The sequence below is a fragment of the Pseudomonas sp. GYB4201 genome, from assembly GCF_056312595.1.
The window spans coordinates 36,912-53,208 of the sequence record NZ_JBWGIG010000043.1; the positions used below are offsets into that span (position 1 = coordinate 36,912).

Here is a 16,297-nt window from a genome sequence, read left to right on the forward strand (position 1 = left end):
GAATCCCATGTCAGCCTTTTTCATCGCCCGGCCCGTCATGGCCTGGGTCATCGCCATTGTCATCCTGCTGGCCGGGCTGGGCGCGGCCACGCGCCTGCCCATGGAGCAGTACCCCAACGTCGCGCCGCCGCGCGTGGGCATCACCGCCAGCTACCCGGGCGCCTCGCCCGAGGTGGCCGAACGCACCGTCACGGCGGTGATCGAGCGTGAGCTGAGCGGCATTCCGGGGCTGTTGTATTTCGCCTCCAACAGCTCGGAAAACACCATCGAGCTGAACCTGTCGTTCGAAACCGGCACCAACACCCAGCTGGCGGCGGTGGAGGTGCAGAACCGCCTCAAGCGCGTGGAAGAGCGCCTGCCCGAGAGCGTGCGGCGCCAGGGCCTGACCGTGGAACAGAGCGGCCAGAACGAGCTGATGTTCGTGACCCTGACCGCCGACAACCCCAACGTCGATGACATCGAGCTGGGCGACTACGCCACCAGCGTGGTCCGCCCCGCCCTGCTGCGCACCCCGGGGGTGGGCGGGGTCGAGGTGTACAGCCCCGAGTACGCCATGCGCATCTGGCCCGACGTGCAGCGCCTGACCGCCACCGGCATCACCACCACCGAGCTGGTCAACGCCATCAGCCTGCAGAACCAGCGCATCACTTTGGGCGCCATCGGCACCCCGCCCTCGCCGGCCAGCACCGCCATTACCGCGCCGCTGGCGGTGCAGGAAGAGCTGGACACGCCCCAGGCGTTCGGCGCCATCGCCCTGCGCGTAAACCCGGACGGTTCGGCCCTGCGCGTGGCCGACGTGGCGCGGGTGGAGCTGGGTGGCATGAACTACGACTACCCGGCGTTCCTCAACGGCCGCTACGCCGGCGCCATCTCGGTGAAGCTGGCCAGCGGCGCCAACGCCCTGCAGACCGCCGACGCCATCAAGGCCACCCTGGCCGAACTGGCGCCGGAGTTCCCGCCGGGCCTGCATTACCACACCGCCTTCGACACCTCGACCTTCGTGCACCTGTCCATCGTCAAGGTCGGCTACACCCTGGTGGAGGCCATGGTGCTGGTGTTCGCGGTGATGTGGCTGTTCCTGGGCAACTGGCGCGCCACGCTGATCCCCAGCCTAGTGGTGCCGATCGCCCTGGCCGGCACCTGCGCGGCCATGCTGGTGCTGGGCTTTTCGCTGAACGTGCTGACGCTGTTCGGCATGGTGCTGGCCATCGGCATCCTGGTGGACGACGCCATCGTGGTGGTGGAGAACGTCGAGCGGATCATGGCCGAGCAAGGCGTGGGCCCGCGCGAGGCGACCCTGCAGGCCATGGGCCAGATCAGCGGTGCCATCATCGCCATCACCCTGGTGCTGACCGCGGTGTTCGTGCCCATGGCGCTGTTCCCCGGCGCCGTGGGGCAGATCTACCGGCAGTTCACCGTGGCCCTGGCCGTGCCCATGGCGCTGTCGGCGTTCCTGGCCCTGAGCCTGACCCCGGCGCTGTGCGCCACCCTGCTCAAGCCGGCTAGCCACGGCACCAGCCCCGGCCGCGTGGCGCGCGCCAGCCAGGCGTTCGCCGACCGCTACCTGCGGGCGCTGGACGCCTTCCTGCGCCGGCCGCTGCGTTTCATGCTGCTGTACGCCGGCCTGCTGGGCCTGTGCGCGCTGTTGTTCGCCTACCTGCCGGGCGGCTTCCTGCCCAAGGAAGACAAAGGTAACTTCGCCACGGTGATCCAACTGCCCACCGGCGCCACCCAGGCCGACACGCGCCAGGTGGTGGACGAGGTGCAGCGCTTCATGGCCCAGGACCCGAACATCGAAAGCCGCTTCGCCATGCAGGGCTTCAGCTATTTCGGCGACGGCCAGAACGCGGCCATGGTGTGGCCGACGCTGATCGACTGGTCGCGGCGCAAGCAGCCCGACCAACAGGTGGACGCGATCATGCAGCGCATCAACACGCACTTCGCCCACGGCACCGCCAGCCAGCCCAAGGCCACGGTCCATGCGTTGAACACACCACCGCTGCCCTCCATGGGGCGCACCGAAGGCATCGACATGCGCCTTCAAGACCGCGGCGGCCTGGGCCACGACGCACTGGTGGCAGCCAAGGACCAACTGCTGGCCCTGGCCGCCAAGAGCCCGGTGCTGGCCGAGGTGTCATTCTCCGGCCAGGACGACGCGCCGCAGCTGCGCGTGAGCATCGACCGGGTCAAGGCGCAGAGCATGGGCGTGGCGGTCAGCGAGATCAACGACACCCTGGCCACCCTCTACGGCTCGCAATACCTGGGCGACTTCATCTACAAGAACCAGGTGCGGCGCATCCTGGTGCAGGCCGAGGGCCGCGACCGCCAGGCCGCCGACAGCCTGCTGCAGGCGCGGGTGCGCAACAGCAATGGCGACATGGTGCCGCTGAGTGCCTTCGTCAGCATGCGCTGGACGTTAGGCCCATTGCAGATCGATAACTTCAACGGTTTCCCGATCATGCCTATCACCGCCCTGCCAGCACCTGGCTACAGCACCAGCCAGGCCATGGACGCCCTCGCCGCGCTGGTGGCCCAGCTGCCAGTGGGCGTGGGCTACGAGTGGGCCGGGCAGTCGTACCAGGAGCGCCTGTCGGGCAACCAGGTGCCGCTGCTGTTCGGGCTGTCGGTGCTGGTCATTTTCCTCTGCCTGGCCGCCCTGTATGAAAGCTGGTCGATGCCGCTGGCAGTGATCCTCGCCATTCCGCTGGGGCTGCTGGGGGCACTGGCCGCCACGCACCTGCGCGGCATGCCCGATGACCTGTATTTCAAGGTGGGGATGATCACCATCATGGGCCTGACGGCGAAGAACGCCATCCTCATCATCGAGGTGGCCGAAACCCTGCACCGCCAGGGCGCCAGCCTGCACCAGTCGATACTGGACGCGGCGCGCATGCGCCTGCGGCCCATCGTGATGACCTCGCTGGCGTTCATGTTCGGCGTGCTGCCCCTGGCCCTGGCCACCGGCCCGGGTTCGGCCAGCCAGCGGGCAATTGGCACCAGCGTGTTCGGCGGAATGCTGTCGGCGACGGTGCTGACGGTGTTCTTCGTGCCGTTGCTGTATGGCCTGGTGGTGCGCTTGCGCCGGCGCCCTACCGCCTCCGTAGCCGCTGCCGAAGGCTGCGCTGGCCCTTCGGTGCACTGAAGATCTGCGGTGCATGGGAGGGCCAGCGCAGCCTGGCGGCAGCGGCTACAGGGCGGGGGCGCCGCCACCTTACATCGGCGGCTTCAGGCCATTTTCCCCCGCGGAAATGGCCTTCGCGGTGTAGCTGCCGTCCGCCGCCTTCTGCGCGAACAGCACGATCTTCACCCCCGGCTTGAGCAGGCTGCGGTCAGCCGGCACTAGGTTGACCACCGGCACGTCGTCCGGCACCAGGATCTTCTGCTCGCCGCCCTTGTATTTCACGGTGATGGTGCGCCCGTTGGCCACCACCAGGTCGCCGACGCTGCCGTTGGTCATGCTGCTGTTGGCCGCCAGGTCGAAGGCGCGGTGGCCGTCGCCGGTGCCGGCCATGGACGGCGGGAACACGTGCACTTCCAGGGCCTTGAGGGTGCCGTCGGCCTGGGGGATGGCGGCCGAGCCGACGTAGCTGCCCGGCTTGATGTCGGCGATGTTGGCCAGGGTCACGCCGCGCACCTGGGTGTCGGGCGTCAGGTGCACCACCACGTCTTCGCCGCGGTTGGTCTTCACCTGCAGGTCGTCGCCGTTGATGGCGGTGATGGCCCCGCGCACGCCCGTGGGCTGCGCGTCGGCGGCGTGCAGGCCGCTGCTGGCAAGCACCGCCAGGGCCAGGCTGGATGCAGTGAACAAGCGTTTGAGCTTCATGAACGGCACTCCTGAGGGAAATCGATAGCTAGCGATCAATTCCCACTCTATCACCGTTGCTCAGGCCAGCGCGTGCTCTTCGTTGAGCAGGGTCACGCCGCCATCGATGATCACTTCCAGGTCGTGGTCCTTGCCCCAGCGGAACAGCTGGGCCAGCAGCGTGGCGTTGGTTTCGCCGAACAGGTACACGGTGTTCACCGGCTGTTCGAGGATCCAGCGGCCCAGGTCGGTGGCCTCCAGCGAGTGCTGGAAGTCGTAGCTGAACTCCGGCTCGCTGAAGCGCGGCTTCACCTCGACCACCGAGCTGGCCAGCAGGTCCGGCGCTTTTGCCGCCACCTGCACATGGGCCAGGGGAAACTTGCCCACCCGCCAGTCGCGCAGCAGCTGCACCAGGCGCACCTTGGCGCGCTGGGCCTTCATGTCCAGGCGGCCTTCGGAGGGAATTTCCAGGCGCTGGTTGAGGATCAGCCACACCGGCTGGCGGCGCGGGGTCTTGAGCAGCACCTCGGCCTTGACCTTGGCCGCGCGCAACGCCAGCGCCAACACCAGCAGCAACGCCGTGGCCACCCAGCGCAGGCTGCCCTCGCCCGCCGCCTGCACCACCAGCGCCAGCGCCACGCAGCCCAGCCACAGGTAGTCGGCGCGCTTCCACGCCACCTCGCCCCAGCGGCCCAGGGAAATGCACGCCCAGCAGAACAGGCTGTACAGGAACAGCGCCAGCACCGCCAGCCAACGCAGGTCACGCGCCAGCGCCAGCAGGTCCAGCGCCGGGCTCAGCCACAGCGACACCACGGCCAGCAGCACCAGGGAAATAAGAGTGGGTAACAGGTAAGGCTTGTTGAAAAACTGCTTCATGAATGTCAGCCGAAAAGTCCAGGGGGCGTTGGGACGTATCGGCGGCGGGTGGGGATTCTTGATGGTTGATTTGGCGTGGCGCCCGGACGCGGGGGGGGGGGGGGGGGGCGGGCCCCCCCCTCCCCGCGCGGGGGGCGCCGGGCGGGCGCGCGGCCGCTGCTACACCCCCCAAGGTCCCGTAGCAGCGGCCGCAGGCCGCGTCCGCCAACGCAACCAATCCCTCGCCGGACACCCACACGGCGCTTGCAGTCATCCGCCTGTAAAGATAACCTTTCCCCGTCGTTGCCAAATCAACGACCCGGGGTCGAAGCCGGCACTCAATCAACATGGCGCAGTAGCGCCCCCATAAAAGCTGGGGCATTTTTTTGCCTTTTGCTTTGCTTTATGGCGGGCCGTGTGGCGCGGGCCTCTTGGCTTCCATGTTGATCGAGAGTTACCCGACTTCGAACGCCGCACGGTCTGCCACCCAACTTGTCGAAGGGTTAGTGGCGATCTTCACTCAACATGGGATCGAATCATGTCCATCTGCGCTGCAGCTTTATCCGAAACCCTTTCACCGTTGCCTACCACCTGCGAAATCGACTTTGGAGCAAGCCCTTCCGGTCATCTGTTCACGGTACGTGGCGATGTGCCGATCGATGAGGCACTGCAGAGTGCCAACGCGATACTCAACACCATCCGTGTGCTGGCGGACGAGCGTTGTGATGCTACGGTAGAGGCAGCACAAGCACTGAACCACGCAATCGAATGTCTCACAGAGATGAGTAGCGGATTAGTTGCTGCTTCGCTGCAAGGTGTGCACGCCTCCAGATAGGCCAGCATCGCAGGCGCCCGTGGGAAAAACCCGTAGCAGCGGCCGCAGGCCGCGTCCGCCAACGCAACCAATCCCCCGCCGAGCGCGAAGGCACAAAAAAGGCGCCGCCCTGCAAGGCAGGTGCGGCGCCTGATTGAACAACAGCCAGCTTACGCCAGGCTCTTGCTCACCACTTCGTACACGTCACTGCTCAGCTCGCCGGAGGCCAGGATGCGCTCCAGCTCGCCGCGCATCAGCGCCTGGCGGTGCGGGTCGTATTTGCGCCAGCGGGTCAGTGGGCCCAGTTGGCGCGAGGCGATCTGCGGGTTCAGGGCGTTGAGCTGGATGACCAGGTCCGCCAGGAAGCGGTAGCCCGAGCCGTCCACGCCGTGGAAGTTGACCAGGTTCTGCTGGGCGAAGGCGCCGATCAGGGCACGCACCTTGTTGGGGTTTTTCAAGGTGAACGCCGGGTGCTGCATCAGCGCCTGCACGCGTTTCAGGCCGCCTGGCAGAGTGCTGCCGGCCTGCACGCTGAACCACTGGTCCATGACCAGCGGGTTGTCCTTGAAGTGCTCGGCGAAGGTGTCCAGGGCCTTGGCTTTCTCGGCGTCGAAGTGCGAGTTGACCAGCACGGCCAGCGCGGTGAGGCGCTCGGTCATGTTGTCGCAGGCGTCGAACTGCTCCAGGGTGGCTTCCAGCACCTGCGGCTTGGCCGTCAGCATCAGGTACGACAGGGCGATGTTCTGCAGCGCGCGGCGGGCGAAGTGCTCGGCCTCCGGCACGTAGGCGGTCTCGCGCGAGATGGCGCGGTTGGCCTGGTAACGCTGCCACAGGGCGCCGTACAGGTGCTCAGCGATCTGCGCGCGGGCGAATTCGCGGGCGGCGTGGATGGCGTCCACTTCGGCGCGGTCGCTGAGTTCGGCCAGGTAGGCCTCGCTCGGCAGCGAGAGCATCTCGGCAACCATGGCCTGGTCCAGGCTGTGGTTCGCCAGCACGGTGCCCAGGGCGGTGATCAGCCGTGGGTCGAGCACCATGGGTTTATTTTCCATGTACTGCGCGGTCAGTTCCTGCAGGCACTGCACGGCCAGGCGCTGGCCGGCGTCCCAGCGGTTGAAGCCGTCGCTGTCGTGCTGCATCAGCACCATCAGCTGGTCGCGGTTGTAGTCGAAGCTCAGTTTTACCGGCGCGCTGAAGCCACGCAGCAGCGACGGCAGCGGCTTGGCGTCGATGTTGTGGAAGGTGAAGGTCTGGTCTTCCTCGGTCACCGACAGCACGCGGCTGGTGCCCACCGGCGCGCTTTCGCCGGCCAGTTGCAGCGGCAGGTCGTTGCCGTGGGCGTCGATCAGGCCCAGGGCCACGGGAATCACGAACGGCAGCTTCTCGGCCTTGTCCGGGGTGGCCGGGCAGGTCTGGTGGAAGTGCAGGCTGTAGGTCTTGGCGGCGGCGTCGTAGGTCTCGCTGACCTGCACGCGCGGGGTGCCCGCCTGGCTGTACCAGCGCTTGAACTGGGTGAGGTCGACGCCGTTGGCGTCTTCCATGGCCTTGATGAAGTCATCGCAGGTCACGGCCTGGCCGTCGTGGCGTTCGAAGTACAGGTCGCTGCCCTTGCGGAAGCCTTCGTTGCCCAGCAGGGTGTGGATCATGCCGACCACTTCGGCGCCCTTCTCGTACACGGTCAGGGTGTAGAAGTTGGAGATCTCGATGAAGCTGTCCGGGCGCACCGGGTGGGCCATGGGGCCCGCGTCTTCGGCGAACTGGTGGGTGCGCAGGTAAGCCACGTCCTGGATGCGCTTGACCGTGGCCGAGTTCATGTCCGAGGAGAAACCGGCGTCACGGTACACCGTGAAGCCTTCCTTCAGCGACAGCTGGAACCAGTCGCGGCAGGTGACACGGTTGCCCGACCAGTTGTGGAAGTATTCGTGGGCGACGATGGCCTCGACACGCTGGTGGGCGGCGTCGGTGGCGGTCTCGGCGCGCGCCAGCACGGCGCTGGAGTTGAAGATGTTGAGCCCCTTGTTCTCCATGGCGCCCATGTTGAAGTCGTTGACCGCGACGATCATGAAGATGTCCAGGTCGTACTCGCGGCCATACACCTCTTCGTCCCAGCGCATGGACTTCTTCAGGCTGGTCATGGCGTGCTGGCACTTGTCGATGTTTTCCGGCTCGACGTAGATGCGCAAGGTGACGTCGCGCTTGGAGGCGGTCTCGAACTTGTCTTCCACGCACCACAGGTCACCGGCCACCAGGGCGAACAGGTACGCCGGCTTCATGAACGGGTCTTCCCAGGTGGCCCAGTGGCGGCCGTCTTCACCGGGGCCGCTGGCAATCGGGTTGCCGTTGGACAGCAGCACCGGGTAACTGTGCTGCTCGGCGCTGACCGTGGTGGTGAACTTGCTCATCACGTCCGGGCGGTCGAGGTAGTAGGTGATCTTGCGGAAGCCCTCGGCCTCGCACTGGGTGCAGAACATGCTGCCGGACTTGTACAGGCCTTCCAGCGCCGTGTTGGTCTCGGGGTGGATGCGCACGCTGGTGTCGAGCGTGAAGCTGGCCGCCGTGGGGTGCAGGGTCAGGTGGCTGTCGTCGATCTGGTAATCGGCAGCACCCAGTTCCAGGTCGCCCAGGCTGACCGACAGCAGTTCAAGCTGCTGGCCGTCCAGCACCAGCGGCGGCAAACCAGGCCCGCGGGCCGGGTTGCGGCGCATGACCAGCTGCGCGTGGACCAGGGTATGGTCGTCGTGCAGCTCGAAGGTCAGGTGCGTTTCGTCGATCAGGTACTCAGGGGCCTGGTAGTCCTTGAGGTAAATCATTTTCGGCTGTTCGGTGCGCATGCTGACATCCTTCTACTGATGCACGGCGAGCTGGTACGCCGTGTATTTGCGAATATTGATCACGCCGGTGTCGAAGATCAGGTACTGGCCCTTGATGCCCAGCAGCGTACCCTCGGCGATCGGATTCTTGTCCAGGTTGAAACTGGCGATCTTGGCCGGGTAGGCCTGGACCGGATAGCGGATCTCCAGCACTTCGGTGTCATGCAAGGGTTGGATGGCTTGCAGGCCGAAGCGTTCCTGCAGCATCGACAGGCCGGCGCCGCAGGTGTCGAACAACATGTCGCGCACCTGGGGCAGGTCGACCGGCGCGGCGTCGCCCTTGAGCAGCGCGCGCCAGTTGGTGCGGTCGGCCACCTGGCTGCGGAACAGGTCTTCCACCAGCCCCGATTGCTGGCGGGTGGCCACGCGCACGATCGGCAGGGCCTGGCTGGCGCCCTGGTCGAGCCAGCGGGTGGGCAGTTGGGTGGCGCGGGTGATGCCGACCTTGATGCCCGACGAGTTGGCCAGGTACACCACGTGGTCGGTCATGCAGAACTGCTCGCCCCAGGACGGCTCGCGGCAGGTGCCGGCGTCGTAGTGGCAGCGCTCGGGGCTCATGATGCACACGTCGCACTGGGCCAGCTTGGTCATGCAGGGGTAGCAGTAGCCCTGGCTGAAGCTGGTCTTGGTCTTGCGACCGCAGTGGGTGCAGTGGATGGCGCCCAGGTATTCCAGGCGCAGGGGCTTGCCGATCAGGTCATTGACCGGGATCTCGACGTCGCCCAGGCGAAAGCTGTACTGGACCGCCGACTCGTCGAGCCGGGTGGCCATCTTGCTCAGGGTACCGCGACCAATCTCGTTCAATGGACAGCATCCGACTTGAACAGAATGTTCGCCACCGGCGCCGACTTCGAGGCGCATTCCTGCGGGCCCATGTAGCCGGTGCGCTGGTCTTCGGGCAGGTTTTGCATCTCCCAGGCGATCACCGCCTGCAGCGACAGCTCTTTCTGTTCGGTGGTGAGCTTGCGGCCGTCGGACCATTTGCCGATTTCCACGGCCAGTTTCAGGCTCTCGTAGATTTCGGGGGTGATGTTTTCGATCATGTGGGCGAAGGAAGTCATGGCGTCTCCAGAATTTATGCGCGTAGTTTACGGCGCGCGAAGGCGCCACCCAAGAGCCCTGTCAGGCAACCGACCAACAACCCGCCGACGTGGGCGGCGTTGGCGATCTGGCCGAACATGCCCACCAGCGGGGTCATGCAGATGACCAGCCACGCCAGCATCATCACCAGCACGCTGCGCGGCATGCGGTAGACGTTGTTGGGCGCCAGCCACTGGAACACGAACACGTGGCCCAGCAGCGCGTACAGCACGCCGGACAGGCCGCCGAACAAGGTCGGCCCGCTGTACCAGTACTGGGCCGTGTTGGACACCAGGCTGAACAGCAGGGTCAGGCCGATGAGGTTGATGCGGCCCTGCAGTATTTCGACGCGCTTGCCCAGCTCCCAATACCACAGGGCGTTCATGGCCAGGTGCAGCACGCCAAAATGCAGGAGCATGGGCGTGAACAGCCGCCACCACTGGCCGGCGTCGAGGCTGGCCCCCAGGGGCAGGAAGTAGAGGTTTTCGCTGTCGAAGCTGAAGTCCTGGAAGGTCAGCCAGTGCAGGGTGTCGAAGTTGTCGCCCAGGTAGGTCAGGCCGGCGACGATCAGGCACAGCAGCAACACCAGCGCCGTGGCCGGGCAGGCGCGGGCCTGGGCGGCCAGGCTGGGCCGCGATATTCGTGGCCGGGGCTGGTAGCTGCTCAGGTCGAGGTCGGCGTTGCCGTCGGGGTAGCGGGCGTACAGGTCGCGGATGTCGGCGGCCATCTGTTCGTTGACGGCCCACAGCACCTGTTCGCCGCGCTCCTCGCTGACCCGGTGCGGCACCTGCAGGCGCGCCAGCAGCTGTACGAAGCCGCTGAGGTCGGTGCCCAGGGGCACGCGCATCACGGTCACTGGCCTCATGGCTGCACCTGCGCGCGTTCCACGTCCACCCACACGAACTTGTGCGGGTCGATGAGCGTTTCCTGGTCCAGGCGGTAGGCCACCAGCTTGCCGTAGAGCACGGCGCTGTAGTCCAGGCAGGCCAGGTTGGGGCGGATGGCCGAGGGCCGGCCGCTGCGCCAGTAATGGCCGACGAACAGCAGCGGCTCGTCGATGCCGTAGCGCAGCAGGTTGTTTTTCTGGCTGCTGGACAGCGGCGTGCTGGCCACCTCTTCGGGCAGCGCGTCGGGCTGGAAGACGATGTCGCCGTAGGTCTGCGGGTCGTCTTCCCAGAACTTGGTGCGGAAGAAGGCGCGGGTCAGGCCGTCGCCGCCGGTCAGGGTCAGGCCGTCGGGCAGGCGCATGTCGGTGCCGCGCAGCAGGCGGTCGAAGACGTTGCAGGCAAAGCTGCCCGGCACCGCGGCGGCCTGTACGAAGTGCTCGTCGATGCAGCCGTCCGGGTACTGGCCGCGCAGCAGCTCGATCATGCTGTGGTCCCAGCAGGCGTGCACCAGGCGGAAGCGCCCGGCGTCGATGAACAGCGGCATGTCGTAGAACCACTGCACGAAGTCTTTCCAGTCGCCGGGGTGCTGTTCGAACTGCGCCAGGGTGTCGCCGATCAGCCGTGCATGGCGCGGCGTGTGCTCGCGCACGAACTGCTTGCCGCTGCCCGGCGGCGCCGGCGTGCACCAGCCCAGCGCGTTGAATTCATGGTTGCCCATGATGCAGTGCGCCTGGCCGGCGTCGACCATGTCGTGGACGATGTGCAGCGCCTCGCGAATGCGCGGGCCGCGGTCGATGATATCGCCCAGGAACAGCGCCTGGCGCTGGGCGTGCCGCCAGATACCGCCCTGTTTGCGGTAACCGAGGGTGTCGAGCAAGTGCTCAAGGGTATGAGCGCAACCGTGCACGTCACCGATCAGATCGTAGCTGCGTGCGGGATCGAGCATCAGTCTCCTGTGCCTCCCAGCCGGCTGCCCCAACCGAGTTTGGTGCGGCAGACTTCGTAGTAGTTGTGGTCCAGCGGGTGGATCAGGCGCAGTTTCTGCGACTTCTTGCTGACCGTGACGGTGTCACCCGGGGCGCAGGTGAAGTGGTTCTGGCCGTCGCAGGACACCTGCGGGTAGATGGTCATGTCCTTGGACACCACGATCTTGAGTTCACTGTTGCCGTCCACCACGATCGGCCGGCCCGACAGCGTGTGCGGGTACATGGGCACGATGACGATGGCGTCGAGCTTGGGGTGCATGATCGGCCCGCCCGCTGACAGCGCGTAGGCGGTGGACCCGGTGGGCGTGGCGACGATCAGGCCGTCGGCCTTCTGGCTGCACACGAACTGGCCGTCGATGTAGATCTCGAACTCGATCATGCGCGTGGACTTGCCGGGGTGCAGCACCACGTCATTGAGGGCGTCGCCCTGGCCGATGGCCTCGCCGTGGCGGCGCACTTCGGCCTGCAGCAGGAAGCGGTTTTCCACCAGGTAGTGGCCGTCCAGCACCTCGGCCACCTTCACTTCCAGCTCGTCGGGGCGAATGTCGGTGAGGAAGCCCAGGCTGCCGCGGTTGATGCCCAGCACCGGCACGTTGTGCTTGGCCAGCGCGCGGGCGGCGCCCAGCAGGCTGCCGTCGCCGCCGACGACAATCACCATGTCGCACACTTCGCCGAGCATCTTGCGCGTCGAGGTCTGCAGGTTGTGCCCCGGCAGGACCTCGGCAATGGTGTCCTCGAGGATGACGTGCAGGTGCCGGTCGAGCAGGAATTTTTTCAGGCGGCGAATGGTATCAAGCACCTGGGAACTGCCGAGGCGGCCGATGATACCGATATTGCGAAATTGCTCCATGGGGCTCCTGCGGGGTCTGGAACGGGCGCGGCCACGGTGCGGCGCCTTGGGAAACGTGGGGTCGATTATGGGCGAAAGCAACCGGCAGGACAAAAAGGTTTGGTGTATGAGGTGGCTAAAGCACCGTAGCCGCTGCCGAAGGCTGCGCTGGCCCTATACCCGCTGAAGATCTCCAGGGTTCATACCGGCCAGCGGTTATGGGCCGGCTCGGGATTTGCGTAACGGCCACCACCCGCCGTCCGCACGGCGGGCCGCAGCCTGGCGGCAGCGGCTGCGGGCCGACTCGGGATTTGCGTAACGGCCACCACCCGCCGTCCGCACGGCGGGCCGCAGCCTGGCGGCAGCAGCTACATTTGTTGCACCGTGCCATGGCCTGATGGACCGAGGTTTTAGCCTTTGGTGCAGGCCTTGAGATCGGCGTGGTGGTTGCCAACCGGCTATGCTCGCACGATGACTCTATTTCCCACGTTAGCCGCTCTACCCCGCCACTTGCGCCAGCCGCAGGTGCGTGACCTGGCGTGGGTGATCCTGGCGCCGCCGATGCTGGCCGAGACGCCGTGGCCCCAGCGCCACCCGCTGACCGGCAGCGACTGGGTGGCGCAGCCCTGGCGGCTGGAGGCGTGGCTGCGGGCGCTGGATGTGGATCACAGCCCGCTGGTGGCCTGGCTGGCCCGGGGCGCCGCCACTCGTCGCCTGGGGCTCTATTACGAGCGCTTGTGGCAGTTTGCCCTGAGCCAGGCGCCGGGCATCGAGCTGATTGCCTCGAACCTGCCGATACGCCGCGAGGGGCATACCCTGGGCGAGCTCGACATCCTGTTGCGCGACGGCGGCGGCGTGCACCACCTGGAGCTGGCGATCAAGTTGTACCTGGGGCCCCAGGCCAGTGACGGCGAGCACGCTGCCTTGTGGCTGGGCCCGGGCAGCCACGACCGCCTGGACCTTAAGCTGGCGCATCTGGCCCAGCACCAGCTGCCTATCTCCGCCCGTGACGAAAGCCGCCAGGCCCTGGCGGCGCTGGGCATCGTGCAGTTCAGCGCGCAATTGTGGCTGGGCGGCTACCTGCTGTACCCCTGGCCCGGCACCGCGCAACCGCCGCCCGGAGCCCACCCCCAGCACCTGCGCGGCCGGTGGCTGCACCAGCGCGACTGGCCGGCGTTCTACCTGCAAAGCCAGCCCGGGCGCTGGCAGCTGCTGCCACGCCAGGCCTGGCTGGCGCCGGCGCGCTACGCCGAGCAGGACACCTGGGACGCCGCGCAACTGCAGCAGTGGCTGCAGGCGTTGGACCCGCTGGCCCCGGCACAATTGCTGGTGCGCCTGGTCCAAGCCAGCGATGGCGCCTGGGAAGAGGCCGAACGGCTGTTTCTGGTCGCGGACCTGTGGCCCAATGCGCCACCTATAAAAAGATGCAACGACCGTGAGGAAATTCAATGACCTGGAAAAACACCGAGGCCCGCTATGGCAGCCTGTCGATCGCCCTGCACTGGCTGATGCTGGTACTGCTGGGCATCGTCTACGCCTGCATCGAGCTGCGCGGCAACTTCCCCAAGGGCAGCGACAGCCGCGCGCTGATCGTGCAGCTGCACTTCATGACCGGGCTGACCGTGTTCGTGCTGGTATGGATACGCCTGGCGGCGAAAATCGCTGGCGCCGCGCCGAAAATCATCCCCAAGCCGCCGGCCTGGCAGACCGGCCTTGCACACCTGATGCACACCCTGCTGTACGCGCTGATGGTGGCCATGCCGCTGCTGGGCTGGTTCATCCTCAGCGCCGCCGACAAGCCGGTGCCGTTCTGGGGACTGGAACTGCCCCACCTGATTGGCCCGAACGACGAGGCGGCGAAGCAGATCAAGCACTGGCACGAGCAGATCGGCACCTGGGGCTATTGGCTGATTGGCCTGCATGCGCTGGCGGGGCTGTATCACCATTACGTGGTGCGGGATAACACCCTGGTGCGGATGCTGCCGCACAAGCAGGGCTGATGATCGCGACGTCACGCCGCGTCCAAGATCACCGCGCCTCGGCAGGCACCGCGTAACGGCCGGACGCAGCCTGCGGCAGCTGCTACGCGGGGGATTCCGTAGCAGCGGCCGCCAGGCCGCGTCCAGGAGCACCGCGCAACGGCAGGCACAACGCGCAACGGCCGGACGCAGCCTGCGGCAGCTGCTACGCGGGAGATTCCGTAGCAGCGGCCGCAGGCCGCGTCCAAGAGCACCGCGCATCGGCAGGCACGCCGCGTAACGGCCGGACGCAGCCTGCGGCAGCTGCTACGCAGGAGATCCCGTAGCAGCGGCCGCAGGCCGCGTCCAAGAGCACCGCGCATCGGCAGGCACAACGCGCAACGCCCGGACGCAGCCTGCGGCAGCTGCTACGCGGGAGATTCCGTAGCAGCGGCCGCCAGGCCGCGTCCGGGAGCACCGCGCATCGGCAGGCACGCCGCGTAACGGCCGGACGCAGCCTGCGGCAGCTGCTACGCGGGAGATTCCGTAGCAGCGGCCGCCAGGCCGCGTCCAGGAGCACCGCGCGCCGGCAGGCACGCCGCGTAACGGCCGGACGCAGCCTGCGGCAGCTGCTACGCAGGAGATCCCGTAGCAGCGGCCGCAGGCCGCGTCCAGGAGCACCGCGCATCGGCAGGCACACCGCGTAACGGCCGGACGCAGCCGGCGGCAGCTGCCACGCAGGAGATCCCGTAGCAGCGGCCGCCAGGCCGCGTCCAAGAGCACCGCGCATCGGCAGGCTCGCCGCGCAACGGCCGGACGCAGCCTGCGGCAGCTGCTACGCGGGGTGTGGGGCGGCGCGTATTCCCTGCAGGCCGCCGGTGTGGATGAACACCAGGCGGGTGCCTGGCGCGAAGCGATGCAGGTTGTCGTGCAGCGCCAGCAGGGCCTTGCCGGTATACAGCGGTTCCAGCGGCACGCCGCTTTCCTGCTCGGCGGTGGCCATGAACGCCAGCAACGTTGCATCCACCTTGGCAAAGCCGCCGCGGCTGGCGTCGATCAGTTCGAAGCCACTGCCGTCGGCCAGCAACGCTGCCAGGTTTTCTTCCACCCCATGGCCACCCGGCACCGCCGTGGCGCCATAGGCGAACGGCCCGCCGGCCTGCACCAGGCCTGCCAAGGTGGTGCCGGTGCCCACGGCCAGCCACCAGGCATCGAAGCCATCCCAACCCAGCCCCAGCAACCCCGCCCGCACCTGCTTCAGCAGCACCTGGCAGCCACGCGCGCCCTCCTCGCCGCCACCGCCTTCAGGCACCGCCAGCAAATCGGGGTAACGCGCCTGCCACGGCAACCAGAACCCCGGCGCATGCCGTTCACGGTAGCCGGCATAGCCCAGCCAGTGCAGCTCCATGCCAAATGCCTGAAGGTCTTCAACGGTGGGCGTCTGCTGCCGGTGGCCACGCAACAGGCCCACGGTCTTGAAGCCCAGGCGCTTGCCCGCCCCCGCCAGGGCGTGCAGGTGATTGGAATGGGCGCCACCCAGGCTCATCACCCCGCCCAGGCCTTCGCGGCGCATGCGTTGCAGGTGCTCGCTGAGCTTGAACCACTTGTTGCCGCTGACGAGCGGGTCGATCTGGTCCAGGCGCAGGATGGCCACCTCAACGTTGGCAGCGTGGAGCCAATCAAGCCTCAGCCGATCGAGCGGGGCCATGCGAAACCGAGGGAAAACTGAGGTCATCAATGCCTTCGCGAGGGGAAAATCAACAGGCCGGTAGTCTACCCAATTGACCACAGCAACAGTGGACAAAGCCGCCTTCGCCACTACTACAAGCCAATCGCCAGTATGCGCAAGAAGTTGCGCACTGTTCTCGCCAAAATCGCTTCAAAAACTGCCGCAGGCCTTTATTTACAAGGCCTGCAGCCGAGTGCGCAAGAAGTTGCGCAGCACTGCGCAACTTCTTGCGCACTTGGCGAACAAATTCAGGAAAATATGGAAATACCATCTTACAAATAAGTATAGCTTATTGATTTTGCTTATAAAAAATTAGTTGGCATGACTATTGATTACCTTCAGCTACCCGGATGCGCTACCGCCTCCAGGATTCGACACTTAAACCCCGCAAGGAGAGCTTTCATGCCAACACCCGCCTACCTGACCCTCCAAGGCACCAAGCAAGGTCTGATCACTGCCGGCACCTTCACCGAAGACTCGGTCGGCAACA

The 16,297-nt window shown here is 66.5% G+C and carries 13 protein-coding genes and 1 pseudogene; 5 read left to right on the top strand and 9 right to left on the bottom strand.

Going from position 1 to position 16,297, the window contains the following annotated elements:
* Positions 1-7 precede the first annotated feature (7 nt).
* Entirely contained in the window at positions 8-3,142 is a 3,135-nt protein-coding gene (locus AC0Z2B_RS27865; RefSeq protein ID WP_476300942.1) for a multidrug efflux RND transporter permease subunit, read from the top strand.
* Positions 3,143-3,211: 69 nt separating this feature from the next.
* Here the strand turns inward: AC0Z2B_RS27865 and AC0Z2B_RS27870 are convergent, their stop codons facing one another.
* Together AC0Z2B_RS27870 and AC0Z2B_RS27875 are read right to left on the bottom strand one after the other, a co-directional pair.
* Complete coding sequence (locus AC0Z2B_RS27870) at positions 3,212-3,823, bottom strand: DUF5666 domain-containing protein (RefSeq protein ID WP_416425974.1); 612 nt, start codon at positions 3,821-3,823, stop codon at positions 3,212-3,214.
* Between the two features lie 60 nt (positions 3,824-3,883).
* Complete coding sequence (locus tag AC0Z2B_RS27875) at positions 3,884-4,678, bottom strand: hypothetical protein (protein ID WP_476300945.1); 795 nt, start codon at positions 4,676-4,678, stop codon at positions 3,884-3,886.
* 517 nt (positions 4,679-5,195) lie between these two features.
* On the opposite strand from AC0Z2B_RS27875, the gene AC0Z2B_RS27880 reads away from it, so the two are divergent.
* A complete protein-coding gene (locus tag AC0Z2B_RS27880; protein ID WP_476300947.1) occupies positions 5,196-5,492 on the top strand; it encodes a DUF3077 domain-containing protein in 297 nt (98 codons plus the stop codon).
* 149 nt (positions 5,493-5,641) lie between these two features.
* Here the strand turns inward: AC0Z2B_RS27880 and pepN are convergent, their stop codons facing one another.
* The 6 genes from pepN to AC0Z2B_RS27910 are packed head-to-tail and all read right to left on the bottom strand — an operon-like array spanning position 5,642 to position 12,141.
* Positions 5,642-8,299 carry an aminopeptidase N gene (gene pepN, locus AC0Z2B_RS27885; RefSeq protein WP_476300949.1) on the bottom strand — a complete coding sequence of 886 codons (2,658 nt, stop codon included), beginning with the start codon at positions 8,297-8,299 and terminating at the stop codon, positions 5,642-5,644.
* A 12-nt stretch (positions 8,300-8,311) separates the two neighbouring features.
* The gene (locus AC0Z2B_RS27890; RefSeq protein WP_416425981.1) at positions 8,312-9,142 is read right to left on the bottom strand and encodes a DUF2797 domain-containing protein; all 831 of its coding nucleotides are present in this window, start codon (positions 9,140-9,142) and stop codon (positions 8,312-8,314) included.
* On the bottom strand, positions 9,139-9,399 hold the full coding sequence (locus tag AC0Z2B_RS27895; protein WP_008371636.1) for a YeaC family protein: 261 nt from the start codon (positions 9,397-9,399) through the stop codon (positions 9,139-9,141). Before AC0Z2B_RS27895 ends, AC0Z2B_RS27890 begins: the two co-directional genes overlap by 4 nt.
* Positions 9,400-9,413: 14 nt before the next feature.
* Positions 9,414-10,283: a rhomboid family intramembrane serine protease gene (locus AC0Z2B_RS27900; RefSeq protein WP_476300951.1), complete on the bottom strand. Its 870-nt coding sequence runs from the start codon at positions 10,281-10,283 to the stop codon at positions 9,414-9,416.
* Positions 10,280-11,251, bottom strand: a complete 972-nt coding sequence (locus tag AC0Z2B_RS27905) for a metallophosphoesterase (protein WP_416425985.1) — start codon at positions 11,249-11,251, stop codon at positions 10,280-10,282. Before AC0Z2B_RS27905 ends, AC0Z2B_RS27900 begins: the two co-directional genes overlap by 4 nt.
* Complete coding sequence (locus AC0Z2B_RS27910) at positions 11,251-12,141, bottom strand: NAD(+) kinase (RefSeq protein ID WP_416425987.1); 891 nt, start codon at positions 12,139-12,141, stop codon at positions 11,251-11,253. Before AC0Z2B_RS27910 ends, AC0Z2B_RS27905 begins: the two co-directional genes overlap by 1 nt.
* Before the next feature lie 450 nt (positions 12,142-12,591).
* Between AC0Z2B_RS27910 and AC0Z2B_RS27915 the strand changes: the two genes are divergently transcribed.
* Positions 12,592-13,572: a DUF1853 family protein gene (locus AC0Z2B_RS27915; protein ID WP_476300953.1), complete on the top strand. Its 981-nt coding sequence runs from the start codon at positions 12,592-12,594 to the stop codon at positions 13,570-13,572.
* The gene (locus AC0Z2B_RS27920; RefSeq protein ID WP_476300955.1) at positions 13,569-14,120 is read left to right on the top strand and encodes a cytochrome b; all 552 of its coding nucleotides are present in this window, start codon (positions 13,569-13,571) and stop codon (positions 14,118-14,120) included. Before AC0Z2B_RS27915 ends, AC0Z2B_RS27920 begins: the two co-directional genes overlap by 4 nt.
* A gap of 793 nt (positions 14,121-14,913) precedes the next feature.
* On the opposite strand, the gene AC0Z2B_RS27925 is transcribed toward AC0Z2B_RS27920, so the two are convergent.
* A complete protein-coding gene (locus tag AC0Z2B_RS27925) occupies positions 14,914-15,786 on the bottom strand; it encodes a 1-aminocyclopropane-1-carboxylate deaminase/D-cysteine desulfhydrase (RefSeq protein ID WP_476300957.1) in 873 nt (290 codons plus the stop codon).
* Between the two features lie 423 nt (positions 15,787-16,209).
* On the opposite strand from AC0Z2B_RS27925, the pseudogene AC0Z2B_RS27930 reads away from it, so the two are divergent.
* Positions 16,210-16,297 (top strand): annotated as a pseudogene (locus AC0Z2B_RS27930) (Hcp family type VI secretion system effector); the annotation flags it as partial.